This window comes from Actinoplanes sp. NPDC026623, assembly GCF_040638275.1.
In the GTDB taxonomy this organism is placed as follows: Bacteria; Actinomycetota; Actinomycetes; order Mycobacteriales; family Micromonosporaceae; genus Actinoplanes.
In genome coordinates, this window is record NZ_JBEZXZ010000066.1 from 17,537 (window position 1) to 40,981 (window position 23,445).

The 23,445-nt window shown below is 71.4% G+C and carries 22 protein-coding genes; 9 read left to right on the forward strand and 13 right to left on the reverse strand.

Translation table 11 applies throughout. The features are described 5' to 3' along the window. Positions 1-37: 37 nt before the first annotated feature. Complete coding sequence (locus tag AB0F10_RS20715; RefSeq protein WP_360627179.1) at positions 38-1,138, forward strand: winged helix DNA-binding domain-containing protein; 1,101 nt, start codon at positions 38-40, stop codon at positions 1,136-1,138. Here the strand turns inward: AB0F10_RS20715 and AB0F10_RS20720 are convergent. Then, positions 1,135-2,088 carry an FAD-dependent oxidoreductase gene (locus AB0F10_RS20720; protein ID WP_360627182.1) on the reverse strand — a complete coding sequence of 318 codons (954 nt, stop codon included), beginning with the start codon at positions 2,086-2,088 and terminating at the stop codon, positions 1,135-1,137. The two genes, AB0F10_RS20715 and AB0F10_RS20720, sit on opposite strands and share 4 nt — an antisense overlap. A 287-nt stretch (positions 2,089-2,375) precedes the next feature. Here AB0F10_RS20720 and AB0F10_RS20725 point away from each other — a divergent pair, with 287 nt between their 5' ends. Further along, the gene (locus tag AB0F10_RS20725; protein WP_360627185.1) at positions 2,376-3,314 is read left to right on the forward strand and encodes an SCO2521 family protein; all 939 of its coding nucleotides are present in this window, start codon (positions 2,376-2,378) and stop codon (positions 3,312-3,314) included. Further along, entirely contained in the window at positions 3,311-4,285 is a 975-nt protein-coding gene (locus AB0F10_RS20730; RefSeq protein ID WP_360627188.1) for a DUF6879 family protein, read from the forward strand. Before AB0F10_RS20725 ends, AB0F10_RS20730 begins: the two co-directional genes overlap by 4 nt. Here AB0F10_RS20730 and AB0F10_RS20735 read toward each other — a convergent pair. Genes AB0F10_RS20735 through AB0F10_RS20750 form a run of 4 tightly spaced genes read right to left on the reverse strand, consistent with a single transcriptional unit; the run spans position 4,270 to position 8,796 of the window. After that, positions 4,270-5,226 carry an SCO2522 family protein gene (locus AB0F10_RS20735; protein WP_360627191.1) on the reverse strand — a complete coding sequence of 319 codons (957 nt, stop codon included), beginning with the start codon at positions 5,224-5,226 and terminating at the stop codon, positions 4,270-4,272. The genes AB0F10_RS20730 and AB0F10_RS20735 overlap by 16 nt on opposite strands. Then, complete coding sequence (locus AB0F10_RS20740; protein ID WP_360627194.1) at positions 5,223-6,140, reverse strand: SCO2523 family variant P-loop protein; 918 nt, start codon at positions 6,138-6,140, stop codon at positions 5,223-5,225. The genes AB0F10_RS20735 and AB0F10_RS20740 overlap by 4 nt, the downstream gene beginning before the upstream one ends. 2 nt (positions 6,141-6,142) lie before the next feature. After that, positions 6,143-7,990, reverse strand: a complete 1,848-nt coding sequence (locus tag AB0F10_RS20745) for an SCO2524 family protein (protein ID WP_360627197.1) — start codon at positions 7,988-7,990, stop codon at positions 6,143-6,145. A gap of 14 nt (positions 7,991-8,004) precedes the next feature. Continuing rightward, positions 8,005-8,796 carry an SCO2525 family SAM-dependent methyltransferase gene (locus tag AB0F10_RS20750; protein WP_360627200.1) on the reverse strand — a complete coding sequence of 264 codons (792 nt, stop codon included), beginning with the start codon at positions 8,794-8,796 and terminating at the stop codon, positions 8,005-8,007. 362 nt (positions 8,797-9,158) lie between these two features. On the opposite strand from AB0F10_RS20750, the gene AB0F10_RS20755 reads away from it, so the two are divergent. Further along, positions 9,159-10,511, forward strand: coding sequence for a carbohydrate-binding protein (locus AB0F10_RS20755; protein ID WP_360627203.1), 1,353 nt, complete (start codon positions 9,159-9,161; stop codon positions 10,509-10,511). 64 nt (positions 10,512-10,575) lie between these two features. On the opposite strand, the gene AB0F10_RS20760 is transcribed toward AB0F10_RS20755, so the two are convergent. Together AB0F10_RS20760 and AB0F10_RS20765 are read right to left on the reverse strand one after the other, a co-directional pair. Beyond that, positions 10,576-10,995: a hypothetical protein gene (locus AB0F10_RS20760; RefSeq protein ID WP_360627206.1), complete on the reverse strand. Its 420-nt coding sequence runs from the start codon at positions 10,993-10,995 to the stop codon at positions 10,576-10,578. Between the two features lie 131 nt (positions 10,996-11,126). Beyond that, positions 11,127-11,756 carry a lamin tail domain-containing protein gene (locus AB0F10_RS20765; RefSeq protein ID WP_360627209.1) on the reverse strand — a complete coding sequence of 210 codons (630 nt, stop codon included), beginning with the start codon at positions 11,754-11,756 and terminating at the stop codon, positions 11,127-11,129. A 202-nt stretch (positions 11,757-11,958) separates the two neighbouring features. Between AB0F10_RS20765 and AB0F10_RS20770 the strand changes: the two genes are divergently transcribed. The 4 genes from AB0F10_RS20770 to AB0F10_RS20785 all read left to right on the forward strand — a co-directional run bounded on the left by AB0F10_RS20770 (position 11,959) and on the right by AB0F10_RS20785 (position 16,218). Further along, positions 11,959-13,794, forward strand: a complete 1,836-nt coding sequence (locus AB0F10_RS20770) for a glycoside hydrolase family 76 protein (protein WP_360627212.1) — start codon at positions 11,959-11,961, stop codon at positions 13,792-13,794. 109 nt (positions 13,795-13,903) lie between these two features. Further along, a complete protein-coding gene (locus AB0F10_RS20775) occupies positions 13,904-15,010 on the forward strand; it encodes an LLM class flavin-dependent oxidoreductase (protein WP_360627215.1) in 1,107 nt (368 codons plus the stop codon). Further along, positions 15,007-15,618: an FMN reductase gene (locus tag AB0F10_RS20780; protein WP_360627218.1), complete on the forward strand. Its 612-nt coding sequence runs from the start codon at positions 15,007-15,009 to the stop codon at positions 15,616-15,618. The genes AB0F10_RS20775 and AB0F10_RS20780 overlap by 4 nt, the downstream gene beginning before the upstream one ends. 36 nt (positions 15,619-15,654) lie before the next feature. Continuing rightward, positions 15,655-16,218: a histidine phosphatase family protein gene (locus AB0F10_RS20785; RefSeq protein ID WP_360627221.1), complete on the forward strand. Its 564-nt coding sequence runs from the start codon at positions 15,655-15,657 to the stop codon at positions 16,216-16,218. Positions 16,219-16,270: 52 nt separating this feature from the next. Here the strand turns inward: AB0F10_RS20785 and manD are convergent, their stop codons facing one another. Genes manD through AB0F10_RS20815 form a run of 6 tightly spaced genes read right to left on the reverse strand, consistent with a single transcriptional unit; the run spans position 16,271 to position 22,517 of the window. Beyond that, a complete protein-coding gene (gene manD / locus AB0F10_RS20790; RefSeq protein WP_360627224.1) occupies positions 16,271-17,479 on the reverse strand; it encodes a D-mannonate dehydratase ManD in 1,209 nt (402 codons plus the stop codon). A 1-nt stretch (position 17,480) separates the two neighbouring features. Further along, on the reverse strand, positions 17,481-18,320 hold the full coding sequence (locus AB0F10_RS20795) for an ABC transporter permease subunit (protein ID WP_360627227.1): 840 nt from the start codon (positions 18,318-18,320) through the stop codon (positions 17,481-17,483). Next, complete coding sequence (locus tag AB0F10_RS20800; protein ID WP_360627233.1) at positions 18,320-19,219, reverse strand: sugar ABC transporter permease; 900 nt, start codon at positions 19,217-19,219, stop codon at positions 18,320-18,322. Before AB0F10_RS20800 ends, AB0F10_RS20795 begins: the two co-directional genes overlap by 1 nt. Continuing rightward, entirely contained in the window at positions 19,216-20,289 is a 1,074-nt protein-coding gene (locus AB0F10_RS20805; RefSeq protein ID WP_360627236.1) for an ABC transporter ATP-binding protein, read from the reverse strand. Before AB0F10_RS20805 ends, AB0F10_RS20800 begins: the two co-directional genes overlap by 4 nt. Beyond that, positions 20,286-21,500, reverse strand: a complete 1,215-nt coding sequence (locus AB0F10_RS20810) for an extracellular solute-binding protein (protein ID WP_360627239.1) — start codon at positions 21,498-21,500, stop codon at positions 20,286-20,288. Before AB0F10_RS20810 ends, AB0F10_RS20805 begins: the two co-directional genes overlap by 4 nt. Positions 21,501-21,527: 27 nt before the next feature. Then, on the reverse strand, positions 21,528-22,517 hold the full coding sequence (locus AB0F10_RS20815) for a LacI family DNA-binding transcriptional regulator (RefSeq protein ID WP_360627242.1): 990 nt from the start codon (positions 22,515-22,517) through the stop codon (positions 21,528-21,530). A gap of 254 nt (positions 22,518-22,771) precedes the next feature. Here AB0F10_RS20815 and AB0F10_RS20820 point away from each other — a divergent pair, with 254 nt between their 5' ends. Further along, positions 22,772-23,260: a hypothetical protein gene (locus AB0F10_RS20820; protein ID WP_360627245.1), complete on the forward strand. Its 489-nt coding sequence runs from the start codon at positions 22,772-22,774 to the stop codon at positions 23,258-23,260. Positions 23,261-23,445 lie beyond the last annotated feature (185 nt).

Genomic DNA, 23,445 nt, shown 5'->3' on the forward strand with positions numbered 1-23,445 from the left:
ACCCGTTTCTGTCGGTGGTCCGGCATAGGCTGCGACCGTGGAGTTGACTACCGCGCAGGCCCTCGCCCTGCGGATGCGCAGCCTGCTGCTGACCGGCGACGGCCCCGGCTCGGTGGCCGGCGTGGTGCAGTGGTTCGGCGCGATGCAGGCGCAGGACATGGCGAGCGGCCTCTGGTCGCTGGGCGTGCGGCTGCCCGCCTTCGACGTCGGCGACGTGACCGCCGCGCTCGAGCGCCGTGAGGCGATCCGCACCTGGCCGATGCGCGGCACCGTGCACCTGGTCCCGCCCGCCGACGCGCACTGGATGCTCGACGTCATGGGCGTGCGCATGCTGGCCGGAGCGGCGAAACGCCGCGCGAGCCTCGGCCTCTCCGAGCAGGTCGCCGAGCGCGGCGTCGAGGCGCTCGCCACCGCCCTCAAGGGCGCCAGGCTCACCCGCGCCGAGTGCCTGACGGCCCTCGCCGACGCGGGCGTCACCCTCACCGGCCAGATGGGCTACCACCTTCTGTGGTATGCGAGCCAGCGCGGCGTCACCTGCATCGCGCCGCACGTCGGCAAGGAGCAGACGTTCGTCCTGCTCGACGAGTGGGTGCCCGACCCCAACCGGCCGTCGCGCGAGGAGGCTCTCGGCATCATCGCGCTGCGCTTCTTCCGCAGCCACGGCCCGGCCACCAGGGCCGACCTCGCCCGCTGGACGGGCCTGACGATGACCGACGTCAAGGCGGGCATCGCGGCGGCCGGCGACGCCCTGACCACGGTCGGGGTCGACGGCGCCGAGATGATCGCCGAGCGGTCCCTGCTGGAGTCCGACCCGGCGGGTCCCGCCTCGGAATGGGCCGCGCTGCCCGGCTTCGACGAATACATGCTGGGCTACAAGGACCGCGCGATGATGCTCGACGAGGGCCACTTCGACGCGGTCGTGCCGGGCGGCAACGGGGTGTTCCAGTCCACGATCGTGCGCGGCGGCCGGGTGGCCGGCACCTGGAAGCGCACCCTCGGCAAAAAGGCGGTGACCATCGACGTGTTCCCGCTGGTGCCCCTCAAGCCGGCCGAGCGCGCCCAGGTGGAGGCGGCGCTGCAGCCCTATGCGAGGTTCGTCGGCCTGCCGCCGCAGATCCGCTGGCCGCAGGCCGCCTAGATCACGGCCCGGACGAGCTCGAGCACGCTGTCGGCGCAGCCCCAGGAGAGGCTGACCCCGGCGCCGCTGTGCCCGTAGTTGTGCACCACCTGCTGGCCGCCCAGGTCCTCGTGCTCGAGGCGGATCTCGGGACGGTTGGGGCGGATCCCGGTGCGGTGCCCGAGCACCGGCGCGGTGGCGATCGCGGGCACGATGCCGGCGCAGCGCTCGATGATGCCCTTGGCCACGGTGAGATCGGGTTGCGGATCGAACTGCCCCTTCTCGGCGCTGCCGCCGAGCAGCAGGATCTCGCCCTGCGGCAGCAGGTAGGTCATCTCGTCGAGTTCGGCGGTGTGCTCGGCGAAGAAGTCGGTGACGCCGGGGTTGCGGACGGCCACCAGTTGCCCGCGGATGGGCTCCACCTCGGGGTCGGGCACCAGCTCCCGGGCGCCGATCCCGCTGCAGTTGACCACGACGGGCGCCGGCGTCTCGCGCAGCGAACGCACCTCGGCGATCTCCAGCGTTCCGCCGGCCGCGACCAGCCGTCGCTCCAGGTAGGCCAGGTAGGGCGGCATGGCGATGATCGGCGCGGTGTAGTGCCAGCCGCTGACGAATCCGGCCGGCAGCTCGCCGGGGTCGCATTCGCGGAAGCCGGGCAGGTCGTGCGCCCAGCCCGGCGAGGGTATCGGGGTCCGGGAGGCCTCGATGCCGTGCACCAGCCGCACCTCCGGGCGGCCCGCCAGCACCATGTCGCGGAACACGTCGTAGGCGCGGGCGCTCCACCGGGGCACCAGCCGATGGCTGGCGTAGATGGGATCCCAGATCGCGCCGGCGGCGGCCGAGGTGGTCAGCTCGGGTCTGGCGCGCGCCCGTACCCGGACGCGCATTCCCTCCTCGGCGAGCCGGACGGCCGTGGTCAGGCCTGATACGCCGGCGCCGATGAGCAGGACATCGGGTCGGGCAGAGGTCATCTTTTGACGCTAACCGCGCGCCTGCCGTAATCACGTAGAAGGACGTAAATGTACGACGGCTGCGGACAATGGCACTCGCGGCTTGTCGGAGTCCCGCAGGAATGCTAGCAACGGTGCGTCCGTTCTCGAATACTCAGCGTGTTGCATTCCCGTGTCGGATGCGGTGCAATCGACAGGCTGGCGACACGCGCGGCACGGGGCCGCGCCGCTGGGGAGTCATCGGTCACCGCTGACCCTTGCGTGCCGTTCGCCCGGCCCCAGTTCGCACCGCCGCGCATGGGGGGCCGATGCTGATCGCCGGTGAGGTGCACACCGGACTCCTGCGTGGACCGGACCCGGTGACGTCCGACCAGGCCAGGCGCCTCGTCGACCTGGTGGTCGGCGAGCAGGTCCTGGTCTCGGAGCGGCCGATCGCCTACGTGCGCTCGCCCGAGATGCCCATAGGCGTCGACTGTGGACTGGGCGCCGCCGGGCCCGCGCGCCAGGTGCGGGGCGTCGGCACCGCGCTGCAACGGGTCGCGATCACCGGCGGCCACGTCGTTCAGGGATCCGCGTACGCCGCCTTCGTCCGCGGCGACGGCGGGGTCCGGCGGCCGTGGTCGCACTATCTGACCCGTCCGGGCGTCATCGAGACGCTCGGCCGGACCCGCTGGGAGGAGACGGCGGCCGCCCTGGCGGCGCCGGAGCGGCCCGGATCGGCGCTGGACCTCGGCGCGATGGCCGGCCGGGCGGCGGACCGGGTGCAGCGCTCGGTGGCCGCCGGGGGAACGGTGCGGCTCCGATCGCCGCGCACCCGGCTGCGCTGGGTGGCCAGCGTCGAGGAGCCGGACGCGGGCGTGTCCCGGGTCGGTTTCTCCGTCGGCGCCGGCGACCTGCGGGTGCTGCGGCTGACCGTCCGCGGCGTCCCGGCGGCCGAGCTGGCCGCCGTGTGTGAGGACGTGGCGATGCACGACTGGCTGCTGAGCGCGCTGCTGGAGATCATCGGCAAGAGCGCCATCGGTGCCATGCCCCGGCAGCAGGCCCTGGAGCGGCTGCTGCCCGCCATCGACTACCTGCTGCATCTCTGGATGCCGGGCGCTCGCGGCGACGAGCTCACCGCGGACGTGTGGGACGTGCTCGAACGCCGCCCGGGCTTCAGCCGGCAGTGGGACACCCTCGTGCACCGGATCCGGGACCAGCTGTCGGTGGGGGCGGTGGCGGCGCTGGCAGCGGTGGGCAACAGATGATGCCCCTCGCCGCCCGCTCGCCCGACCAGACGAGCGTCACTCGCAAGGCGCTGCTCGCGGTCGTCACCGGCGGGCTCACCTTCCTCATCACCAACGCCCTCGACCAGCCGCAGTCCGTGCAGATCACGCTGTCCATCCTGATCGGCGGCATCGCCCTGATCCTGCGATTCCTGATCGACTTCGAGAAGCGGCTGGCGGCGGTGGAGAAGCTCGAGAAGGACGGCATGGCCGAGATGAAGACGATGGTCGGCGACGTCTTCTCCGAGATCAGCGAGGCCACCGAGCTGTTCGGGCTGATCGAGGCGTCGGCGCTGCAGACCGACCTGGTCACCCAGCTGGTGCGCAACTCGACCCAGATCTCGCCGACGTCGCCGCCGATCGTCTACCACTTCGTCCAGGCCAAGATCAAAGAAACGTCGGAGTTCCTGAAGCAGCTCGCCGAGGGCGGCACGGTCACCTATTACGGCGAGGACCGCGACTGGCTGCTCGGCCTGACCCGCAACGCCACCAGCAGCATCGACGCGATCAGCCTCTCGGCCGTCGACCACGGCCTGTGGCACAGCGAGATCGGCCAGCGCTACCTCGACGCGCAGCGCCGGGCCGCCGGCAACGGCAAACGGGTCCGGCGCATCTTCGTGCTCGACTCGCCCGAGATGGCCGGCGACCCGGCGGTCCGGCAGGCCTGCGAGGAACAGCGCCGGATGAGCATCGACGTCCGGCTGCTCGACCGGGCCGCCGTGCCGCCACCGCTGCAGGTTCAGGTGCGCGACATGATCGTCTTCGACGACACCCTGGCGTACGAGACGAATCCGACCACCGCCGATCCGAAGCACGCCCAGATCGCCGAGACCCGCCTGGTGCTGACCGACTCGCGGGTCAAGGAGTGCGCGCGGCTCTTCCGCGAGCTGTGGGAGGTCTCCCGGGGCATCGACGACACGCACGAGCCGCCGCTGCGCTACAGGAACGCGTAGCGGATCCGGTCGACCACCTCGTCCGGCAGGGTGATCCCGTCGCCCTCGGCCCGCTCGCGGACCTGCGCGCTGACGGTGGCGTCGACCGCGACCTGGCCCAGGATGGTGCGCACGGCCAGCTCGATCGGCAGGAAACGCGCGTCGAGCGCGGAGAAGGTCCGGTAGGCGCGGAAGGGCGCGGCCCGGGGATTGAGCTGAACCACCGCGGGCATCCGGTCCCAGTCGTCGGCAAGCTCCTCCGCGGTGCCGGGCCGTGGCTCGGCGACCGGCTCACCGAGGTGCCGGATCAGGCCGAGGCGTTGCAGCTGCCAGATCGCCGCGAGGAACGGGCACGACCACAGCACCTCGCCGGTGGGGCCGTTCCACAACTCGATGTCCACGAAGATCGAGTGGTTCTGCACGGCGCTCTGCCGCGGCGGCTGCCAGGGGCGCGGAGCCGCCATCGCCGCCGCCGGGGCGGTCTCGGCGCGTTCGCCGTTGCTCAGCCAGCCGCTGACCGCCGTCGCGGGCCGGCCACCGTTGTCACCCTCCGGCGGCTCGGCCACCAGGTGCTGGCGCACCAGGGTCGCCAGGTCGATGCCGTCGGCCGCCGCGCACCCCGACTCCCGGGCCACGTAGTCGATCGTGAGGCCGGACTCGCCGGCGGCGCGGACCAGCGCGCCGACGACCTCGGCGGGCGAGCCGAACCGGGTGAAGTAGTCGTCGACGAGGAAGCAGGTGCTCACCCTCGGCCGGCCCCGGTGCACCTCGTCGGCGCACGCCTGCTCCGCCGTCCGCACCCAGGGCAGCACCCGCCGGAAGTGGTCGCGCAGCCGTTGCTCGCCGGCTCGGAAGTCGTCCATGTAAAGGTGGCCGAGCTCGATCGAGAGGTGGGACAGGGCCACCCGCCGCACCACCGGCGTGGCGCTCTCCTCCGTGAACACCCCGGAGTAGACGCTCACAACCCGATCCAGGCGGAATCGTCCACGATCCTCTTGGCGAGCTCGTCGAACGCGTCGACCGTGCGCTGGTTGGCGGTGCGGTGCAGCCACACGTCGTCGTTGGACAGCAACTGCTCCTGCCACTGCAGCACCGGATCGAGGGGGATCTGGGCCAGCACGCTGGTGCGCCCGACCCGCTCCCGGCTCGCCAGCTCCTGCAGGCGCTTGTTGCAGACGTCGAGCCAGGCGAGCTGCTCGGGGCGCAGGCCGGCCTGCCCGGGCGAGGCCGGGTCCAGCACCGCGGTGCGCACGAAGCGGATGGTGTCCCGGACCGTCGCCGGGTCATGGCCGAGCTCGGCCGCGGTCTCCAGGATGCCGTGCCGGCCGTAGACGAGGCCGCTCGCCGCGACGATGTGCTGCCGGGTCCAGCGGTGGAACACCAGCCAGCGCGCCACCACGCCGCGCAGCGCGGTCGTGGCGGTCGCGGCGAGCACGATCTCGGTGGCGTAGGAGCGGCCGGCGCTCAGGTCCACGATCACGAGGTTGAACTCCTCGTCGGCGCGGAGCAGCAGGTTGACGCAGCGGTCGACGATGTCGGGTGCCGACCGGAACTCGCCGCCGCCCCGGTCGCCGGGGAACAACGCCAGCCGCCCGGCGCCCGGCGGCCGGCCGCGCAGCACGTCGCGCTCCGACTCGGCCCAGATGTCGATGCGGAGCGGCTCGGGGTCGCCGTCCGCCAGATAGCTGTGCAGGCCGCCCTCCGGCACCCCGGCGTAGGCGTCCGGCAGGTCGAAGATCGCGCCGGAGGTCGGTGAGCCGAAGTCGAAGTCGAGGTAGCAGCAGTCGCCGCCCTGCAGCGCGTGGCGGTAGGCCACGTTGCTGCTGGTGACGGACCGCCCGGTGCCACCCTTGTCGGAGGTCGCAAAGACGATCATGGCTAGCTGAGTCCGATGTCGGCCCGGCGGGCCGCGGACAGGCGGTCGAGCCTGCGCAGCACGTCCTCGGTCACGGCGACGGCGACACCGGGACGCTCCCGGCGCACCGTCCGGGCCCGCTCGAGCTCCACGCCGATCTGCTTGAGCTCCTCGCGCAGCGTCTGGCCGCTGTAGGTGGAGCCGTTGAGGCGTTCCCGGTCGTAGAGGTGTGCCGCCTCGTTCAGCAGCTCGGCGGCGACCTGAGCGAGCAGCTCGCTGCGCAGCGGCGGCTCGTTGATCACCCGGGCGGCGGTGACGAGGCAGTCGACGACCCGCTTCGTGTAATACCAGGAGGGTTCGGAGTACTTCATGTCGACCTGCGGGAAGGCGCCCGCCGGCTGGTCCCAGATGCCGTTCGGGGCGCCGTCGGCGATCACGCGCTTCTCGAGGTGCTTCCACAGGTCGTCGGAGAGGTCCAGCAGCCGGCTGCGGGAGGTGCCGTCCGACAGCAGGCTGGCCAGGTTGAGGGTGCGCTTGAGCAGCAGCGGCGAGATGTCCGCGACCGTCCAGGACAGCCTCGGCCCGCCGACGGTCTCGGTGCCCTCGAGCGGGAAGCGCAGGCCGGGATGGTGCACGTTGTGCGCCGTCTCGTGCTCCGTGGAGCGTCGCGTGATGCGGCTGCGGTTGGCCAGCTCGTCCAGCACGCCGGCCACCCGGGTCAGGTCCGCGTTGGACGCCCGGACCGCCACCATGTTCTGCACCACCATGCCACTGACCAGCAGGCTGAAGTAGTCGAACTCCACGCCGTCGGTGGTGCGCCAGGGCAAATCCTCCAGCGGCCACCGGCCGGAGCCGAAGGTGGCAACGGTCGCCCAGTAGGAACGGGTCAGCTCGAAGCGCAGCTGCAGCGCCTGCGAGAGCTTGAGCTGAGCCTCGTCGAGCAGGCCGAGCAGCCGGGTGCGCTCGGACGACAGCGCCTGAATGGCCTCGAGCGCCACGGTGGTGAAGTAGAGGTAGGGGGCGTTCTGGGCCACGCCCTCGCGTTGCAGGCCGACGTCGGCGGTCGTCTCGATCTCGGGGGCGTCGGTGACCAGCCCCCAGCTCCAGCCGCATTCGAAGAGCCGGTTCGGCAGGTCGAGCTCGCTGCCCTCGGCGGCACCGGAACCGATGGTGACGTCGTCGCGAAGCCGGGCGTTGATCTCGCGCAGCGCCTCGCGGAGCTCTTCGACGACCTGCCGGGACGGGCGGCGCTCCTGGTTGACCGTCCGGACGAGCTCCTTGCCGTAGGGCTCGTCGGCGGAGAAGACGTTGACGGAGAAGCTGCGCAGCAGGCCGACCATCGCGGCGGTGAGCCGCTGGTTGGCCCGCTCCTCGAGCTCGTTGACCTGCTGCAGCAGCTTCGGCCGGGTGACGACCTGCCGGAAGACCTTGGTGAAGCCGACGACGGTGAGCATCAGCGTGACGGAGATGGAGAACGAGTCGACCACGTCCAGCTCCTGCTGCGCGGTCTTGATCTCCTCGTCCTCGAGGTCCGGGCGGAAGTAGGTGCCGCCGGCGAAGCTCGGCGTGCCGTCCGGCCCGGTGTAGCGCTTGATATAGGAGGTCAGGGCCTCCAGCAGTCGCTGCGGCACCTGGATGTCGTCGCCGAGCGCGTCGAGCGCGTCGAGCACGTCGCGGTTGGCGGCGTCGGGGTTGTCCAGCCGGAAGAGCGGGATCTCGGCCGCCGGTGCCATCAGGCAGAGCAGCTGTTCGGCGTCGCTGATCGAGTTGGTGCCGTCGCGGCCGCCGAACCGCCACGAACCGTCGACATAGGAGAGACGGGCGGTCGTCCGCCAGACATCGAGGAGCTGTTGACGTGGCTGGATCTGCATCGGTGAGCCGTCACCTACCCGTCCGTGGGTCTCCTTTTGTGACCGGTGGCCACAATCATCCCGCAGTAACCCTCACGCAGGTCCTTGCTCTCCACTGTCTGAATTCTGACATCCGTGGCCACCGGGGCGAGTGCCTGCAGGACGTCCTGTTCGTCCACGGAGCACGCCGGGAAGCTGCGGTCGCCGACCCGGTAGCCGGAGGAGTTGCGCATGAACGCCGCCGCGAAGGCGCCCCGGGGCACCAGCGAGTTCACAAAGCACTGGGCGGCGCGGACGAACTCGTCGCTGCGGGTGGTGATGGACTCCGCGACGAAGAACATGGTGGCCATGTCGAACTGGCCGGGCCGCAGGCTGAAGATGTTGCCCTTGACGACCTTCGCCTGCCGGCTGAGCAGATCGAACGGATCCTTGATCGGCTGATATGCCCCGCGGCCGGCGGTCATGTGCGACCAGAACTGCCACCACGACGGAAAGGGCGCGTCGATCTGGTTCTCGAGCCACTGCCGGTTGCTGAACGCGCGCTCGTAGAGGATCACCTCGGCGGCGAACGGGAGCATGGCGAGCGCGGGGTAGAGATTGGCGCCGGCGCCGACGTCGATCGCGCGCGCGTTCCACTTCTGGGGATAGGACCGGGACTGGAAGAAGTCGGCGACGATCTCGATGATCCGCTCGTCGTCGGCGCGCAGCGTGCCGTAGTTGTGCGCGAAGTAATCCGCCGAGTCGAAGGCGTCCCAGTCATAGTCGGCGTTACCCACCCGCGGCGCGCAGTCCACCGCGGAGTCGAGACGCTGATCGGGTCGGGTCAAGGACTTCCTCCGGCGGTTTGGGAAGGCGCGCCCGAAACGGCCACTTCCTCCAGTTTAGGGGCTGGCTTCTCCCCGCAATGCGCCCTGCAAACAACGACATCCTGCGGCGCCGGTCCGACCGGCGCCGCGCAGGCACACTTTGCCAGGCATTCTTTTGTATTGTCGCGCAGCCGGGCCAACCTGGTCCCCCGTATAGGGGAAAGTCCGTTGGCACGGAAGGGGAAGGTAGGGGATCACATTCCGCGCGCGGACGTCAATGGACACCCGATGACCCTCGATCTGTTAACAACCCTTGATATTTAAGTTCACGAACGTGAAGATGTGGGGGACCGAGCCGGTCATCGATGCGTCAGGGAGTGGCCATGAGAAGACGACGTACCGTATTAGCGCTGCTGGCGGGTGCCGCGATGACCGTGGCGACCGCCGTGATCGCCGCGCCGGACGGCATGGCCGCGGTGTCCGGTGTGCCGCTGAGCGCCGCCGTCGCCTGCTCGGCGCCGGCCTGGGCCGAGGGCAACACCTACACCGTCGGGACCCAGGTGACCTACGGCGGCAGGCTCTACTCCGCTCTGGTCACTCATACGGCGTACGCGGGCGCGGGCTGGAACCCGGCCGCGACCCCGTCGCTCTGGCGCGACCTCGGCGCCTGCACGGGCGGCACGACCCCGCCGACCACCCCGCCGACCACGCCGCCCACGACCCCACCCACCACGCCGCCCACGACCCCGCCGACGACGCCGCCCACCACCCCGCCCGGCGGTAACACCTGCGCCGTGAAGTCGCGGCCGTCCGGCAAGGTCCTCGTCGGGTACTGGGAGAACTGGGACGGCTCGAGCAACGGCGTGCACCCCGGCTTCGGCTGGGTGCCGATCAACGACAGCCGGCTGAAGCAGCACGGCTACAACGTCATCAACGCGGCGTTCCCGGTCATCCGCTCGGACGGCACGGTCCTGTGGGAGAACGGCATGGACGCGAGCGTGAAGGTCTCGACGCCCGCCGAGATGTGCTCCGCCAAGGCGAACGGCGCCACCCTGTTGATGTCCATCGGCGGCGCGGCGGCCGGCATCGACCTGAGCTCCAGCGCCGTCGCCGACCGGTTCGTGGCGACGATCGTGCCGATCCTCAAGGCGTACAACTTCGACGGCATCGACATCGACATCGAGACCGGGCTGACCGGCAGCGGCAGCATCACCACGCTGTCGGCGTCGCAGGCGAACCTGATTCGCATCATCGACGGCGTGCTCGCGGCGATGCCGTCCAACTTCGGCCTCACCATGGCGCCCGAGACCGCGTACGTCACCGGCGGCAGCGTCACCTACGGCTCGATCTGGGGCTCCTACCTGCCGATCATCAAGAAGTACGCCGACAACGGCCGGCTGTGGTGGCTCAACATGCAGTACTACAACGGCTCGATGTACGGCTGCTCCGGCGACTCCTACTCGGCCGGCACGGTGCAGGGCTTCACCGTGCAGACCCAGTGCCTCAACAACGGCCTGACCATCCAGGGCACCACCATCCGGGTCCCGTACGACAAGCAGGTTCCGGGCCTGCCCGCGCAGTCCGGCGCCGGCGGCGGGTACATGACGCCGTCGCTGGTCAGCCAGGCCTACAACAGCGTCCCCGGCATCAAGGGCCTGATGACCTGGTCGGCCAACTGGGACGGCTCGCGCAACTGGACCTTCGGCGAGAACGTCAAGGGCCTCCAGGGCCGCTGAGCCGGACACGACGGCCCGCGCCCACCCCAATCCCCAGGTGGTCGCGGGCCGTTCGTCGTGCGGATCAGAAGTTCCCCTCGGCGACCTGGAAGACGGGCAGGCCGAGGCCGCGCCACATGCGCACGACCTGCTGCCGGTCGTCGAGGACGAACGCGACCTCGAACCGGGGCCTGACGTGCCGGCGGTACAGCTCCTTCTTGACGATGAAGTCCTTGCGGTTGTCCCCGGCCGCGCGCATGTGCAGCTCGTCGAACGGGACGGCCTGAGCGTCGAGCCACATCTCGGTCTGCCGGCGGCACACCTCGTCGCGTCCGGACATGAGGATCAGCTTGTGCAGGCCCGCCCGGTGGACGAGCTGGACGAGCTCGATGACGGGCGGGTTGGGTTCGTCCTCGCCGACCCGGGACCAGTCGAACGGCGACCGGCTCCCGGTGCGCAACGCGAGAGTGCCGTCGATGTCGACGAGGACGGCGCGATCGGTCATGTCGTTTCCTCAAGCCTCGCCGTGGGGGAGGAGCCGGCACCCGCGCGGCTCGGCGGCGATGTGAATCCCTGCCGGTCCTCAGCACTACATCAGGGCGATGTCGGATTCGAATTCGGAGCCCAACCGTACCGTCAGCCGATCGCCGGGGGCGTCGGGTCCGGCGGCCATGTGGTCACAGGGGGTGTCGTCGGGGCTGTCGTCGGCGCTGTCGTGGGAGGTTTCGTCGTCGGCTGTGTGGGCCGCGGCGGGGTCGGCGTTGTCGGGGCGGGCTTCTCGGTCACCCCGCAGTACGTGTACGCGCCCTTGCTGCCCCACTTGCAGGTGTGCGCCGTCTTGCCCGCGCTGTTGCGCAGGGTGGCGGTGTCGCCGGTGTTGTTCCAGATGTAGTTCCCGGACCGCCAGTAGAGGTGCTGGGCGTCGGGCCGGCCGTTGGTGCCCTTGCCGGTGTGCACGTACACCCGCTTGCCGGCGCCGAGGTTGTAGGAACCGAACGTGTAGGTGTGGCCGGTGGCGTCGCGGACCGTCCAGCCCTTGAGGTTGATCGTGGCCCGGCTCTGGTTGGTGAGCCGAATGTATTCGGCATTGAGGCTGGTGGTGGTGCGGGTGTCGCTGCCGGGCGAGTTGTAGTAGACCTTCGTCAGCTGGACCGTCGGTGCCGGTGCGGTCGCCGCGGAGGCGACACCCATCCCGGCTGCGGCGGTCGCGGTGACGGCGGTACCGACGGCGAGCCACCGCCATACCTTGCGGGCGGGCCTGGACATGCGGGGCAAGAGAGCCTCCCGGGACTCGGGCGGGGCGTCCGGGTGATGTTCGTCCATGGGCGGTGAATTGGGGAACGGCCCGGGCGGCCACGAGTGCACGCCGTTCGTCGGCGGTCGAGCGCACCCCGATCGATCTGTTAACAAGCCTTGTCGAAATATGTCGACGGTTGTCAATATGTGGGGAGAGAAGCGGAGCACCCGTATGAAGCGAGCCGTCCTCACCATCGTCGCCCTCGTCCTGGCCGGTCAGCAGGCCCAGCCGGCGGGGGCCGCGCCGGTCCCCCTCGCCGCGACCGTCTGTGCCGTCTCCTGTGACACCAGGAATCCGTCGACCGCGCGGCAGGACACGTTCCCGGTGCCGGACCGGATTCAGAACGGGCGGCGGATCTCCCTGCACTACTCCGAGGCCGACGCCATGGCCTGGGGCAGCATCGATCTCGGCACCGCCGGGGATTCGGTCTGGCTGGACCGGACCTTCGACGGCGGGTCGAGCTGGGACGGGCTGCTCGGCAAGGCGAGCATCCCCGGCACCTGGGCCGGCACCCGCACGCTGATGTACAACCTCGCGGACCCCGCCCATCATCGGCGCGGCATGCTCCGGGCGTGCGGCGACGCCGCGGGCATCCAGTGCACCGACTGGGTGCCGCTGAAGGCCTGCGACGCCGGCTGCGACGGCGAGACCGCCAACTCCGGCGACACCCGGCCGGTCGCGCCGACCACGTTGAGCGGCCGGACCATCGCCCTGCACGTCGACGGCCGGGGGATGGCCTGGGCGACGATCGCCGGCGGGGCCGCCGGGGACGAGGTGTGGCTCGACCGGTCGTGGGACGAGGGCGCGAGCTGGCCGGGCGGGTCGTCGCTCGGGCGGACCGGCACCCCGGCGGGCGCCGGCTCCGCGCGCACCGCGCTCTTCGCGGCACGGGAACCCAGGATCCTGCTGTACGGCGGCGCGCTGCGTGCCTGCGGCCGGGCGGTCACCGGCCCCGGCGGAAGCTGTACGGCCTGGGCCCGGCCCGCGAACGACCGGGCGGGTGCGGCGGCGGACGCGCTCATGTGGGCGTATCAGCCGGACGCGGCGTGGTGGTTGTCGAGCTGGTGGAACTCCGCGGTCGCCGTCACGACGCTGATGGACTGGATGCGCAGGAGCGGGCGGACCGACTACCGGTGGATCGTGGACCGGACGTTCGAGGTCAACAGGGTTGCGTTCCCGGCCGGGGTGAGGAGCGGTGACCCGATCGAGGGGCACTTCATCAGCCGGGCGATCGACGATGCCGCCTGGTGGGGCATCGCCTGGGTGCAGGCGTACGACCTGACCGGGGATCCGAAGTTCCGGGCCGAGGCGGTGACGATCGCGAACTACGTGCACGGCTTCTGGGACACCTCCACCTGTGGCGGGGGCGTGTGGTGGGACCGGGAGCGCACCTACAAGAACGCGGTGACGGCCGGGCTGTACGTGCGGCTCGCGGCGGCGCTGCACAACCGGATCCCGGGGGACACGACCTGGCTGGGCCGGGCGACGACCGGGTGGAACTGGTTCGCGAACAGCGGCATGATCAACGGGTCGGGGCTGGTCAACGACGGGCTCACCGGCGGCTGCGCTAACAACGGGCAGACCGTGCACACCTACAACCAGGGGCTGGCGATCGGCGCCTCGCTCGAGGTGTGGCGGGCCACCGGCGACGCCTCGGTGCTCGCCGCGTCGCGGCGGCTGGCGGACGCCGCGATGGCGAGCCCGGTGCTCACCAAGGGCGGCCTTCTCACCGAGTCCTGCGACTCGCCGACGACGACGTGCGACGACAACGGCAAGCAGTTCAAGGGCGTCTTCATGCGGTACCTGGGCGATCTCGCGGACGCCACGGGCGCGGCCGGCTACCGCGGCTATGCCCGTACCCAGGCGGACAGCATCTGGGCCGCGGACCGGGACCCGCTCAACCGGATCGGGCAGCGGTGGAACGGGCTGTCGCCGGCGGGCTACCCGAACGCCCGGGACTGGCGCACCCAGGCGTCCGGGCTGGGCGCGCTGGTCGCCGCGCTGTGACCCAGGCCTCGCTTCACGGCAACTCTCTGACTATGAAATAGTTGACGCGTCAAAGACGTTGTGCGGGTCAGTCCGGGACGACGGGCCCGGCCGAAGCTCAGGAGCGGTCATGCAGTTCGGGATCTTCACCGTCGGCGACGTCACGCCCGACCCCACGAACGGGCGGGCGCCGACCGAGCAGACGCGAATCAAGTCGATGGTGGCGATCGCCAGGAAGGCGGAGGAGGTCGGCCTCGACGTCTTCGCGATGGGCGAGCACCACAACGAGCCGTTCGTGCCGTCGTCGCCCACCACGATGCTCGGCTACATCGCCGCGCAGACCGAGCGGCTGCTGCTCTCGACGTCCACCACGCTGATCACGACCAACGACCCGGTCAAGATCGCCGAGGACTACGCGATGCTGCAGCATCTCGCCGACGGGCGGGTCGACCTGATGATGGGCCGGGGCAACACCGGCCCGGTCTACCCGTGGTTCGGCAAGGACATCCGCGCCGGCATCCCCCTCGCGGTCGAGAACTACGCGCTGCTGCACCGGCTGTGGCGCGAGCACACCGTCGACTGGAGCGGCAAGTACCGCACGCCGCTGCAGTCGTTCACCTCGACGCCGCGCCCGCTCGACGGGATCCCGCCGTTCGTCTGGCACGGCTCGATCCGCAGCCCGGAGATCGCCGAGCAGGCCGCGTTCTACGGCGACGGCTACTTCGCCAACCACATCTTCTGGCCGGCCTCGCACACCCAGCGGATGGTCGCCCTGTACCGCGAGCGCTACGCGCACTACGGCCACGGCGGCGCGGACCAGGCGATCGTCGGCCTCGGCGGGCAGGTCTTCATGCGCAGGAACTCGCAGGACGCGGTGAACGAGTTCCGCCCCTACTTCGACAACGCGCCCGTGTACGGGCACGGCCCCTCGCTGGAGGACTTCACCCGGGAGACCCCGCTGACCGTCGGCAGCCCCCAGCAGGTCATCGACCGCACCCTGGGCTTCCGCGACTACGTCGGCGACTACCAGCGGCAGCTGTTCCTGCTGGACCACGCCGGCCTGCCGCTGAAGACGGTGCTCGAGCAGCTCGACCTGCTCGGCGAGGAGGTCGTCCCGGTGCTGCGGCGTGAGTTCGCGGCGCTGAGGCCCGCGCACGTCCCCGAGGCGCCGACCCACGCGTCCCTGCTCGCCGCGGCGAAGCAGGCGGAACAGCAGCAGGAGGCGGTGCAGGCATGAGGCAGCGCAACCTCGTGGTCGTCTCGGCGGGCCTGAGCGAGCCCTCGTCCACCCGCCTGCTCGCGGACCGGTTGTCCGCGGCGGCGGTGGGCGCGGCCGAGGGCCTCGGCGTGCGGCTGAGCGTCCGGGTGATCGAGCTGCGCGACCTCGCGCACGACCTGATGAACCACATGCTGACCGGCTTCCCGCCGGCCGCGCTCAAGGACGCGATCGACGCCGTCGAGGCCGCCGACGCGCTCATCGCGGTGACCCCGGTCTTCAACGCGTCCTACAGCGGGCTGTTCAAGTCGTTCTTCGACGTCCTGGGCAAGGACGTCCTGGCCGACAAGCCGGTGCTGATCGCGGCGACCGGCGGCACGACCCGGCATTCGCTCGCGCTCGAGCACGCCATCCGGCCGATGTTCGCCTACCTGCGGGCGGTCACCGTGCCGACCTCGGTCTTCGCGGCCACCCAGGACTGGGGCGGCGACGAGTCCGAGGGTCAGCTGCGCGGCCGGATCCGGCGGGCCGCCGGCGAGCTGGCCCGCGAGGTCGACCGCCGCGAGCCCGCGACGGTCGCGGATCCGTTCGTGCTCACCACGTCGTTCGAGGACCTGTTGGCCGGCTGACGCGGTAGAAATACACGGGAGCCGAAGGGGGCCGTCATGGGGGAGATCGTGCTCATCCGGCACGGGCAGACCGAGTGGAGTGCGGCCGGGCGCCACACCTCGTACACGGATCTGGAGCTGACCGGGGACGGCGAGCGGCAGGCGCGGGCCGCGGGCGAGCGGCTCGCGGGCCGGCGGTTCGCGGCCGTGATCTCCAGCCCGCGGCGGCGGGCGCTGCGCACCGCCGAGCTGGCCGGGCTCACCGTCACGGAGACCACCGAGGACCTCGCCGAGTGGAACTACGGCGAGTACGAGGGCATCACCACCGCCGTCATCCACGAGACCCGCCCCGGCTGGTCCCTGTGGACCGACGGCGCGCCCGGCGGCGAGTCGCCGCCGGACGTCGCCGCCCGGGTGGACCGGGTGCTCGGGCGGGCCCGGTCGTTCCTGGACGACGGCGACGTCGCCCTGATCGCGCACGGTCACTCGCTGCGGGTGACCGGCGCGCGCTGGATCGGCCTGCCCGCCAGCGGCGGCGGCCTGCTCAAGCTCGGCACCGCGACGCTGTCCACGCTCGGCTTCGAGCACGGCAACCAGGTCATCGACGCCTGGAACGCCTAGGGGTGTCCTGCCGATCGTCCGGCCGGCGTCCCCGGCGGCCGGGTCAGAACCCTCACCAGCTGTGCAGCGTGCCGTCCTCGAGGCGGTTCACCGGCAGCGACGCCGGCCGGTACGGGTACCGCGCGGCGAGGTCCTCGTCGATGTCCACGCCCAGGCCGGGCTCCTCCGCCGGATGCAGGTAGCCGCCGGCGAAGCGGTATCCGTGCGGGAACACCGCGTCGGTCTCGGCGCTGTGCGGCATGTACTCCTGCAGGCCGAAGTTCGGGATGCTGAGGTCGACGTGCAGCGCGGCGGCCAGGCACACCGGCGACAGGTCGGTCGCGCCGTGCGAACCGCTGCGGACGTGGTAGAGGTTCGCCAGGTCGAAGATGCGGCGCAGGTGGCTGATCCCGCCGGCGTGCACGACGCTGGTGCGGATGTAGTCGATCAGCTGCTCGGTGATCAGCCGCCGGCAGTCCCAGATGCTGTTGAAGACCTCGCCGACGGCCAGCGGCGTGGTGGTGTGCTGCCGGATCAGCCGGTAACCCTCCTGCAGCTCCGCCGGGACCGGATCCTCCAGCCAGGTCAGCCGGTACGGCTCGAGGTCGCGGCCCAGCGCGGCGGCCTCGATCGGGGTCAGCCGGTGGTGCGCGTCGTGCAGCAGGCGCAGGTCGGGGCCGAACTCGGCGCGGACCCGGGCGAAGACCGCCGGCACGTGCGCCAGGTAGCGCGGCGTCGACCACACCGCCTCGGCGGGCAGCGCCGATCCGGCGGGCTCGTAGGTGCGCGGGTCGGCGCTCACCCCGTACGTGGTGCCGAGGCCGGGCACGCCGGTCTGCACGCGTACGGCGCGGTAGCCGGCGTCGACGAGGCGGGCCACGTCGGTCAGCGCGTCGTCGACGGTCTCGGCGGCGGCGTGGCCGTACACCGTCACGCCGTCGCGGGACCGGCCGCCGAGCAGCTGGTAGACCGGCAGACCCGCAACCTTGCCCTTGATGTCCCACAGCGCGGTGTCGACGGCCGCGATCGCGCTCATCGTCACCGGCCCGCGCCGCCAGTACGCGCCCTTGTAGAGCGCCTGCCAGGTGTCCTCGATCCGGGCCGGGTCGCGGCCGAGCAGCACGGGCACGACGTGCTGCTCGAGGTACGCGGCGACCGCCTGCTCCCGCCCGTTGAGGGTGGCGTCGCCGACCCCGGTGAGGCCCTCGTCGGTGACGATCTTCAGGGTGACGAAGTTGCGGCCCGGGCAGGTCACGATCACCCGGGCTCCGGTGATCCGCACCTCAGTCCCCGTCCTCGCGGACCCGGGCGACCAGCTGGGTCGGATTGACGAAGCGCAGCGCCAGCACGAGCAGCACCAGCATCATCGACGTGTAGATCACGGCCATCGCGTCGATGGACTGCTGCGCGCGGATCCCGGCGGCCGACATCGAGTAGTAGAGGGCGACGACAAGCGTCTGCGAGTCCGGGCCCGCGGTGAGGAAGGTCAGCTCGAACATGCCGACGGTGCGGACCAGCACCAGGATCGAGGCGGCCAGGATGCCGGGCACCAGCAGCGGCGCCAGGATCCGGACGAAGACCTGCCGGGTGCCGGCGCCGCACATCCGCGCCGCCCGCTCGACCGCCGGATCGATCTGCTCGATGAACGGCGTCATGGTCAGGATCACGAACGGCACCGACGGCACCAGGTTCGCCAGCACCACCCCGGAGAGGTGGCCGGCGAAGCCGTACTTGTAGAGCACCGTGGCCAGCGGGATGCCGTAGGTGATCGGCGGCATGAGGATGGGCAGCAGGAACAGCAGATAGAGCAGCCGGCGGCCCGGGAAGGCGCGCCGGGCCAGCACGTACGCGGCCGGCACGCCGATCAGCAGGGAGAGGCCGACCACCAGCGCCGACACCTCGAGCGTCACGATCAGCACCGGAAGCAGGGTGAACTCCTGCCAGGACTGGCCGTACCACCGGGTGGTCCAGCCGGCGGGCAGCCAGGTGTCGAACCACTGGGTGCCGAACGAGCTCACCACCACCGAGCCGATGACGCCGGCCAGGCAGACGAAGAACGCGATCACCGCGCTCCAGATCAGCCACGCCGCCGGGGTGGCCACGATCCTGCGCCGGGCGGCCATCAGCCCTTGCCCCCCGCCGTCGATCCGGTGTAGAGCAGCGCGCGCCACCCGAGCACCGCCGCGATGACCAGCAGCTCCACCAGGCCCATCAGCACCGCGACCGCGGCGGCCAGGGGATAGTCGTAGCGGATGTACGCGGCGTCGTACGCGGCGATCGACATCACCCGGGTGGTGCCGGACGGGTCGCCGACCAGCACGGCCGACGGGAACACGCTGAACGCCAGCACGAACGTCAGGCAGAAGGTGGTGGCCAGGCCGGGCGCCAGCAGCGGCAGCGTGATCCGCCGGAAGCGCTGCCACGCGCCGGCGCCGAGGGTCGCCGCGGCCCGCTCCAGGCTGGGGTCGATGCCCGACAGGTAGGACAGCACCAGCAGGAACGCGAACGGGAAGCCGGTGATGATCAGCGAGAAGAAGACGCCCCAGTAGTTGTTGGTGAGGCGCACCGGCGCGTCGACGAGGCCCGCGCTCAGCAGGGTCCGGTTGAACCAGCCGGTCGGGCCGAGAAAGTTCAGCAGGCCCTGCGCGGTCAGCACGGTGCCGAGGGTGATCGGCACGACCAGCACGGTGGTCAGCAGCCGGCGGCCGCGGAACCGCCCGCGCATCCGGTACGCGATCGGCACCGAGGCGAGCACGTTGAGCAGCGCCGCCGGCAACGCCAGCCGCAGCGTCGTGGCGATGGTGTCCCGCAGGTACGCGTCGGTGAAGAACTCCCGGTACGCGCCCAGCGCCCCGCCCTTGACCGGCTGGAACGACAGGCCCAGCCCGTACAGGAAGGGGTAGATGAAGAGGGTGACCACGAACAGCGCCGCCGGGATCAGCAGGAGCAGCTGCCGGTCGAGGCCGCGCTCGGCCAGCCGGTGCCGCAGCGCCGGCCGGCCGGTGCCGGCGACGGCGGTCATCGTTCACCGCCGGCGGGGAAGACCAGCAGCCGGGCCGGCTCGACGGTGACGGTGATCCGGTCGCCGACCGCCGGCCGGTCGGCCGCGCGCAGGTTGAGCGGGATGCCGCCGTCGGTGCGCGCCTCGACGGCCACCTCGCGGCCCTGGTATTCGACCACCTCGACCACGGCCGGCACCCCCGTCGCGTCGGCCGGGCCGATCCGCAGGTCCTCCGGGCGGATCCCGGCCATCACCTTGCTGCCCGGCGCGGGATCGTCCACCGGGGTGCCGACGAGTTCGCGGCCCTCGATCTCCACGACGATGCCGGCGCCGCGGCGCGGCCCGGCCCGCAGCGGCACCAGGTTGCGGTAGCCCATGAAGTCGGCGACGTGCCAGTTGGCCGGCTCGGTGTGCAACTGCTCCGGCGTGCCGATCTGCTGCACCCGGCCGGCGCGCAGCACCACCAGGCGGTCGGCGAGCGACAGCGCCTCCTCCTGGTCGTGGGTGACGTAGACGGTGGTCAGCCCGAGCGACTGGTGCAGCCGGCGGATCTCGGTGCGCATCTCCAGCCGCAGCTTCGCGTCGAGGTTGGACAGCGGCTCGTCCATCAGCACCAGCGACGGCTCGAGCACGACCGCCCGGGCGATCGCGACCCGCTGCTGCTGGCCGCCGGAGAGCTGGCCGGGCAGCTTCCCGGCCTGGTCCTCCAGGTGCACGAGCCGCAGCGCCTCGTCCACCCGGCGGTGGATCTCCGCGCGCGGCACCCGGCGCATCTGCAGGCCGAAGGCGACGTTGCGGCGGACCGACAGGTGCGGGAAGAGCGCGTAGTTCTGGAACACCATGCCGAAGCCGCGCCGCTCCGGCGGCAGCACGTCGAGCCGCGCGTCGTCCTGCCAGATGCTGCCGCGGGTCAGCGGCAGCAGCCCGGCCAGGCAGTTCAGCGCCGTCGACTTGCCGCAGCCCGACGGGCCGAGCAGGGCGATGAACTCGCCCCGCTTGATCGTCAGGTCCAGCCCGGCGAGCGCCTCGTGGCCGCCGAAGCTGCGGCTGACCCCGTCCAGGCGCAGCGTGTCGAAGTGCCCAGGTCTCACTTGGACACCTTCGCGCCGCCGATCTCACGGTCCCACCGGTCGAAGGCGGCGACGAGTTCCTTCGAGCCGAGCGGCACCTCGAGCGGGTTGCCGGCGATCAGGGCGGTGTACTCGGGCCGGCCGAACTCCCCGATGGCGGCCTGGCTCTCCGCCGGCGCCATCGACAGGTCGACGCCCTTGATCGCCGGTCCCGGGTAGAAGTAGCCCTTGTCGTAGGCCTTGGCCTGCTGTTCCTTGGTGAGCATGTGGGCGAGCAGCAGCAGGATCGCCGCCTGCTTGTCGGTCGACACCCCCTTGGGCACGACGGCGTAGTGCGCGTCGGTCACCCAGTGGAAGCCCTGGAGGGTGCCGATCGCCGCCTCCTTCGGCACGGTGCCGAGGACCCGCGGGTTGATGTCCCAGCCGGTGGTCGAGGCGATGATCTTCGCCGAGCCGTTGGCCAGGTTCTTCATCGTCTCGCCCGTGCTGGACGGGTACAGCGTGACGTACTTGTTCAGTTCGGCGAGGTAGGCCCAGGTCTTGGTCCAGCCGCCGGTCGGATCCCGGGGGTCGGCGTCGCCGAGCAGGTAGGGCAGGCCCATCAGGAGGGTGCGGCCGGGCCCGGAGTTCGACGGCCGGGCGTACTGCACCGCTCCGGGGTTCGCCTTGGCGTAGGCGAGCAGTTCGGCCGCGGTCCGCGGCGGGTTCGGCACCTTCGCGGGCAGGAACTCGATCAGCGGCCCGGACGGATAGTAGGTGACGGTCACCCCGGAGTCCCCGGCCAGCTTCTGCATGGCCGCGGCCCCGGGCAGATAATCCCGTACGGCGGGGAGCCGGTCGCCGTACCTGGTCATCAGCGGGTTCCAGAGGCCCTGCTCGATGCCGGCGGAGAGCCCGTCGACGCCGGTCAGCACGAGGTCGATGTCGACCCGGCCGGCGTTCTGCTGCGCCTTGACCTTGCCGACCAGTTCGGGCGCCGGCGACTTCGAGTACGTCACCTTGCTGATCACGCCGGGGTTCCTGCTGACGAAGTCGTCGATCATGGGCTGGGTGAGCTGCAGGTTGCCGGCGACGTCGAGGATGTTCAGGGTCACCGCCTTGCCGGGCTTGGCGGGAACCTCGCCGTCGGTGTCCTGTGCGGATCCGCCGGAGTCGGGGGCGCTGCACGCGGTGAGCAGCAGCAGGGCCGCGGTCGCGGCGGTGGCGATGCGTCTGCGAGCGATTTCTGGCATGGCCGGCCTTTCTCGGGGAGGTGAGTTTCAGGCGTTCGGCGGCGCTGTGGTGGAGTCCCGGACCATCAACTGCGTGCCCAGCTCCCGGCGGGTGGTGCCGAACCGGGCCGGGTCCTGCAGCAGGCCGAGCAGGAGATCGACGCCGGCCCGGCCGCAGCTCTCCATGGGCAGTCCGACGGTGGTGAGCGACGGGTGCACCATCGCCGCCATCGGTATGTCGTCGAAGCCGATCACGCTGATCTCGGCGGGCACGGCGATCCCGCGCGCGTTGAAGCGGCTGAGCAGGCCCAGCGCGATGACGTCGTTGTAGGCGATGACGGCGGTGACGCCGGCGGCGAGCACCGGGTCGGCGGCGGCCACCCCGCCGTCGAACTGGGGCAGGACCGGGCCGATCTCGACGAGCGCGGCGCCGGCCGCGGCGGTGGCGGCCCGCAGCCCGCGTACGCGTTCGCGGTTGGACCACGAGGTGCGCGGCCCGGCGACGTACGCGATCCGCCGGTGGCCGAGGGCGGTCAGGTGGGTGACGGCCTGCCGCATGCCGTTGACGTTGGCGAAGGTGATCGCCGGCAGGCGCCCGACCCGGCGGTTCAGCATGACCAGGGGTGTCTGCGCCGCGAAGCCGCGCAACTCCTGCTCGCTCATCCGGGGCGAGCACAGCACGAGGCCGTCGACCTGCTTGGCGAGCGTCCGGACCAGCTGGGTCTCGGCGGCCGGATCCTCGTCGGTGTCGGCGAGGAACAGGGCGTAGTCGGCCTCGCGGGCCCGCGCCTGGATGCCCTTGACGACGCCGGGGAAGAACGGGTTCCCGAGATCCGGCACGATGAGCCCGAGGTTGGCGGTGCGCCCGGTGATCAGCCCGCGGGCCGCGCGGTTGGGGGAGTAGCCGAGCTCGGCCGCCGAGCGCCGGACCCGCTCGCACGTCTCGTCGCGGACCAGGTTCGGCGTCGAGAGGGCGCGGCACACGGTGGACGGCGACACCCCGGCCGCCCGGGCCACATCCTTGATCGTTATCGCCATCGATGCCTCCGCGACGTCCAGAAGGGACTCGGCACGCTGCGGAGAGTGTGAAATCCATTGCGGATAGTTGTCAATAGATGACGGTCCATTGGCCGTGACGTTTCAGGATGCGCCTGAAATCGTTTGCGCAACGGCACCAGTGCGCCCAGGACTGACAACAGACACACAGCCGGCGTACATCGGCAACCCAGGCTGGCGGTGGAGGGTGGGTGGGTGGGTAGGTAGCCGACGAGCGAGGACCTGGGGGACGCGCAATGCTGCTGGAGCTGAACCTCAACGAGACGAATCGTACATTCATCCCGAACTCCACGACCGTGCCGCTGCCGGACCTGAACTCGCCCCGCTGCAACCCGGTCGTCGCCGTGCTCGGATATCAGGGCCGGGTCGCCGGGCTGTCCCGGCACCTGCCGCCCGGCTGGCTGGTGCGCCACCCCGGCAGCCTGGACGGCGCACGCGACGCACAGATCGTGCTCGTCAGCGGCGCCACCGTGCAGGATGTCGGCGCCGCGCGTGCCGCGCTGCCCGCCCGGATCCCGATCGTCGCGCTCGTCGACGACGCGGCCGCGGTCGACCTGGTCACCGGGGTGCTGACCGCCGGCGCCGACGCCTGCGTCCGGGGCGGTCCGCCGGCGCTGCTCGCCGGCCACCTGGTCGCCTGCCGGCGCCGGCAGCAGGCCGAAGGCCGCAACGACCAGGGCGCCGACCCCTGGAACAACGTGCAGAACCGGCAGCCCCGGCCCTGAGCGGGACTCTGTTGCGGATTCGCCAACGGAGTCCCTGAGCGGGCCGGGGCGCGAGGCTCCTGCCACGAACCTGCCTGGGTTTCCGCCGCGGCTGAAATCAGCCGACAGGCGCCGCGCTCGTCGTCGGCGCCAGCGCGCGGCAGGCCTCGGCGGCCTTGCGGAACGCCGGGTCGGCGGTCGCCGGC

What these genes read in the sequence shown, in the direction of transcription:
- AB0F10_RS20780 (WP_360627218.1), top strand. Translation starts at nt 15,007, where the DNA reads ATGAGGCAGCGCAACCTCGTGGTCGTCTCGGCGGGCCTGAGCGAGCCC.
- AB0F10_RS20785 (WP_360627221.1), top strand. Translation starts at nt 15,655, where the DNA reads ATGGGGGAGATCGTGCTCATCCGGCACGGGCAGACCGAGTGGAGTGCG.
- AB0F10_RS20765 (WP_360627209.1), bottom strand. Translation starts at nt 11,756, where the DNA reads ATGTCCAGGCCCGCCCGCAAGGTATGGCGGTGGCTCGCCGTCGGTACC.
- AB0F10_RS20810 (WP_360627239.1), bottom strand. Translation starts at nt 21,500, where the DNA reads ATGCCAGAAATCGCTCGCAGACGCATCGCCACCGCCGCGACCGCGGCC.
- AB0F10_RS20795 (WP_360627227.1), bottom strand. Translation starts at nt 18,320, where the DNA reads ATGGCCGCCCGGCGCAGGATCGTGGCCACCCCGGCGGCGTGGCTGATC.
- AB0F10_RS20725 (WP_360627185.1), top strand. Translation starts at nt 2,376, where the DNA reads ATGCTGATCGCCGGTGAGGTGCACACCGGACTCCTGCGTGGACCGGAC.
- AB0F10_RS20815 (WP_360627242.1), bottom strand. Translation starts at nt 22,517, where the DNA reads ATGGCGATAACGATCAAGGATGTGGCCCGGGCGGCCGGGGTGTCGCCG.
- AB0F10_RS20760 (WP_360627206.1), bottom strand. Translation starts at nt 10,995, where the DNA reads ATGACCGATCGCGCCGTCCTCGTCGACATCGACGGCACTCTCGCGTTG.
- AB0F10_RS20745 (WP_360627197.1), bottom strand. Translation starts at nt 7,990, where the DNA reads ATGCAGATCCAGCCACGTCAACAGCTCCTCGATGTCTGGCGGACGACC.
- AB0F10_RS20730 (WP_360627188.1), top strand. Translation starts at nt 3,311, where the DNA reads ATGATGCCCCTCGCCGCCCGCTCGCCCGACCAGACGAGCGTCACTCGC.
- AB0F10_RS20755 (WP_360627203.1), top strand. Translation starts at nt 9,159, where the DNA reads ATGAGAAGACGACGTACCGTATTAGCGCTGCTGGCGGGTGCCGCGATG.
- AB0F10_RS20775 (WP_360627215.1), top strand. Translation starts at nt 13,904, where the DNA reads ATGCAGTTCGGGATCTTCACCGTCGGCGACGTCACGCCCGACCCCACG.
- AB0F10_RS20820 (WP_360627245.1), top strand. Translation starts at nt 22,772, where the DNA reads ATGCTGCTGGAGCTGAACCTCAACGAGACGAATCGTACATTCATCCCG.
- AB0F10_RS20740 (WP_360627194.1), bottom strand. Translation starts at nt 6,140, where the DNA reads ATGATCGTCTTTGCGACCTCCGACAAGGGTGGCACCGGGCGGTCCGTC.
- AB0F10_RS20800 (WP_360627233.1), bottom strand. Translation starts at nt 19,219, where the DNA reads ATGACCGCCGTCGCCGGCACCGGCCGGCCGGCGCTGCGGCACCGGCTG.
- AB0F10_RS20720 (WP_360627182.1), bottom strand. Translation starts at nt 2,088, where the DNA reads ATGACCTCTGCCCGACCCGATGTCCTGCTCATCGGCGCCGGCGTATCA.
- AB0F10_RS20770 (WP_360627212.1), top strand. Translation starts at nt 11,959, where the DNA reads ATGAAGCGAGCCGTCCTCACCATCGTCGCCCTCGTCCTGGCCGGTCAG.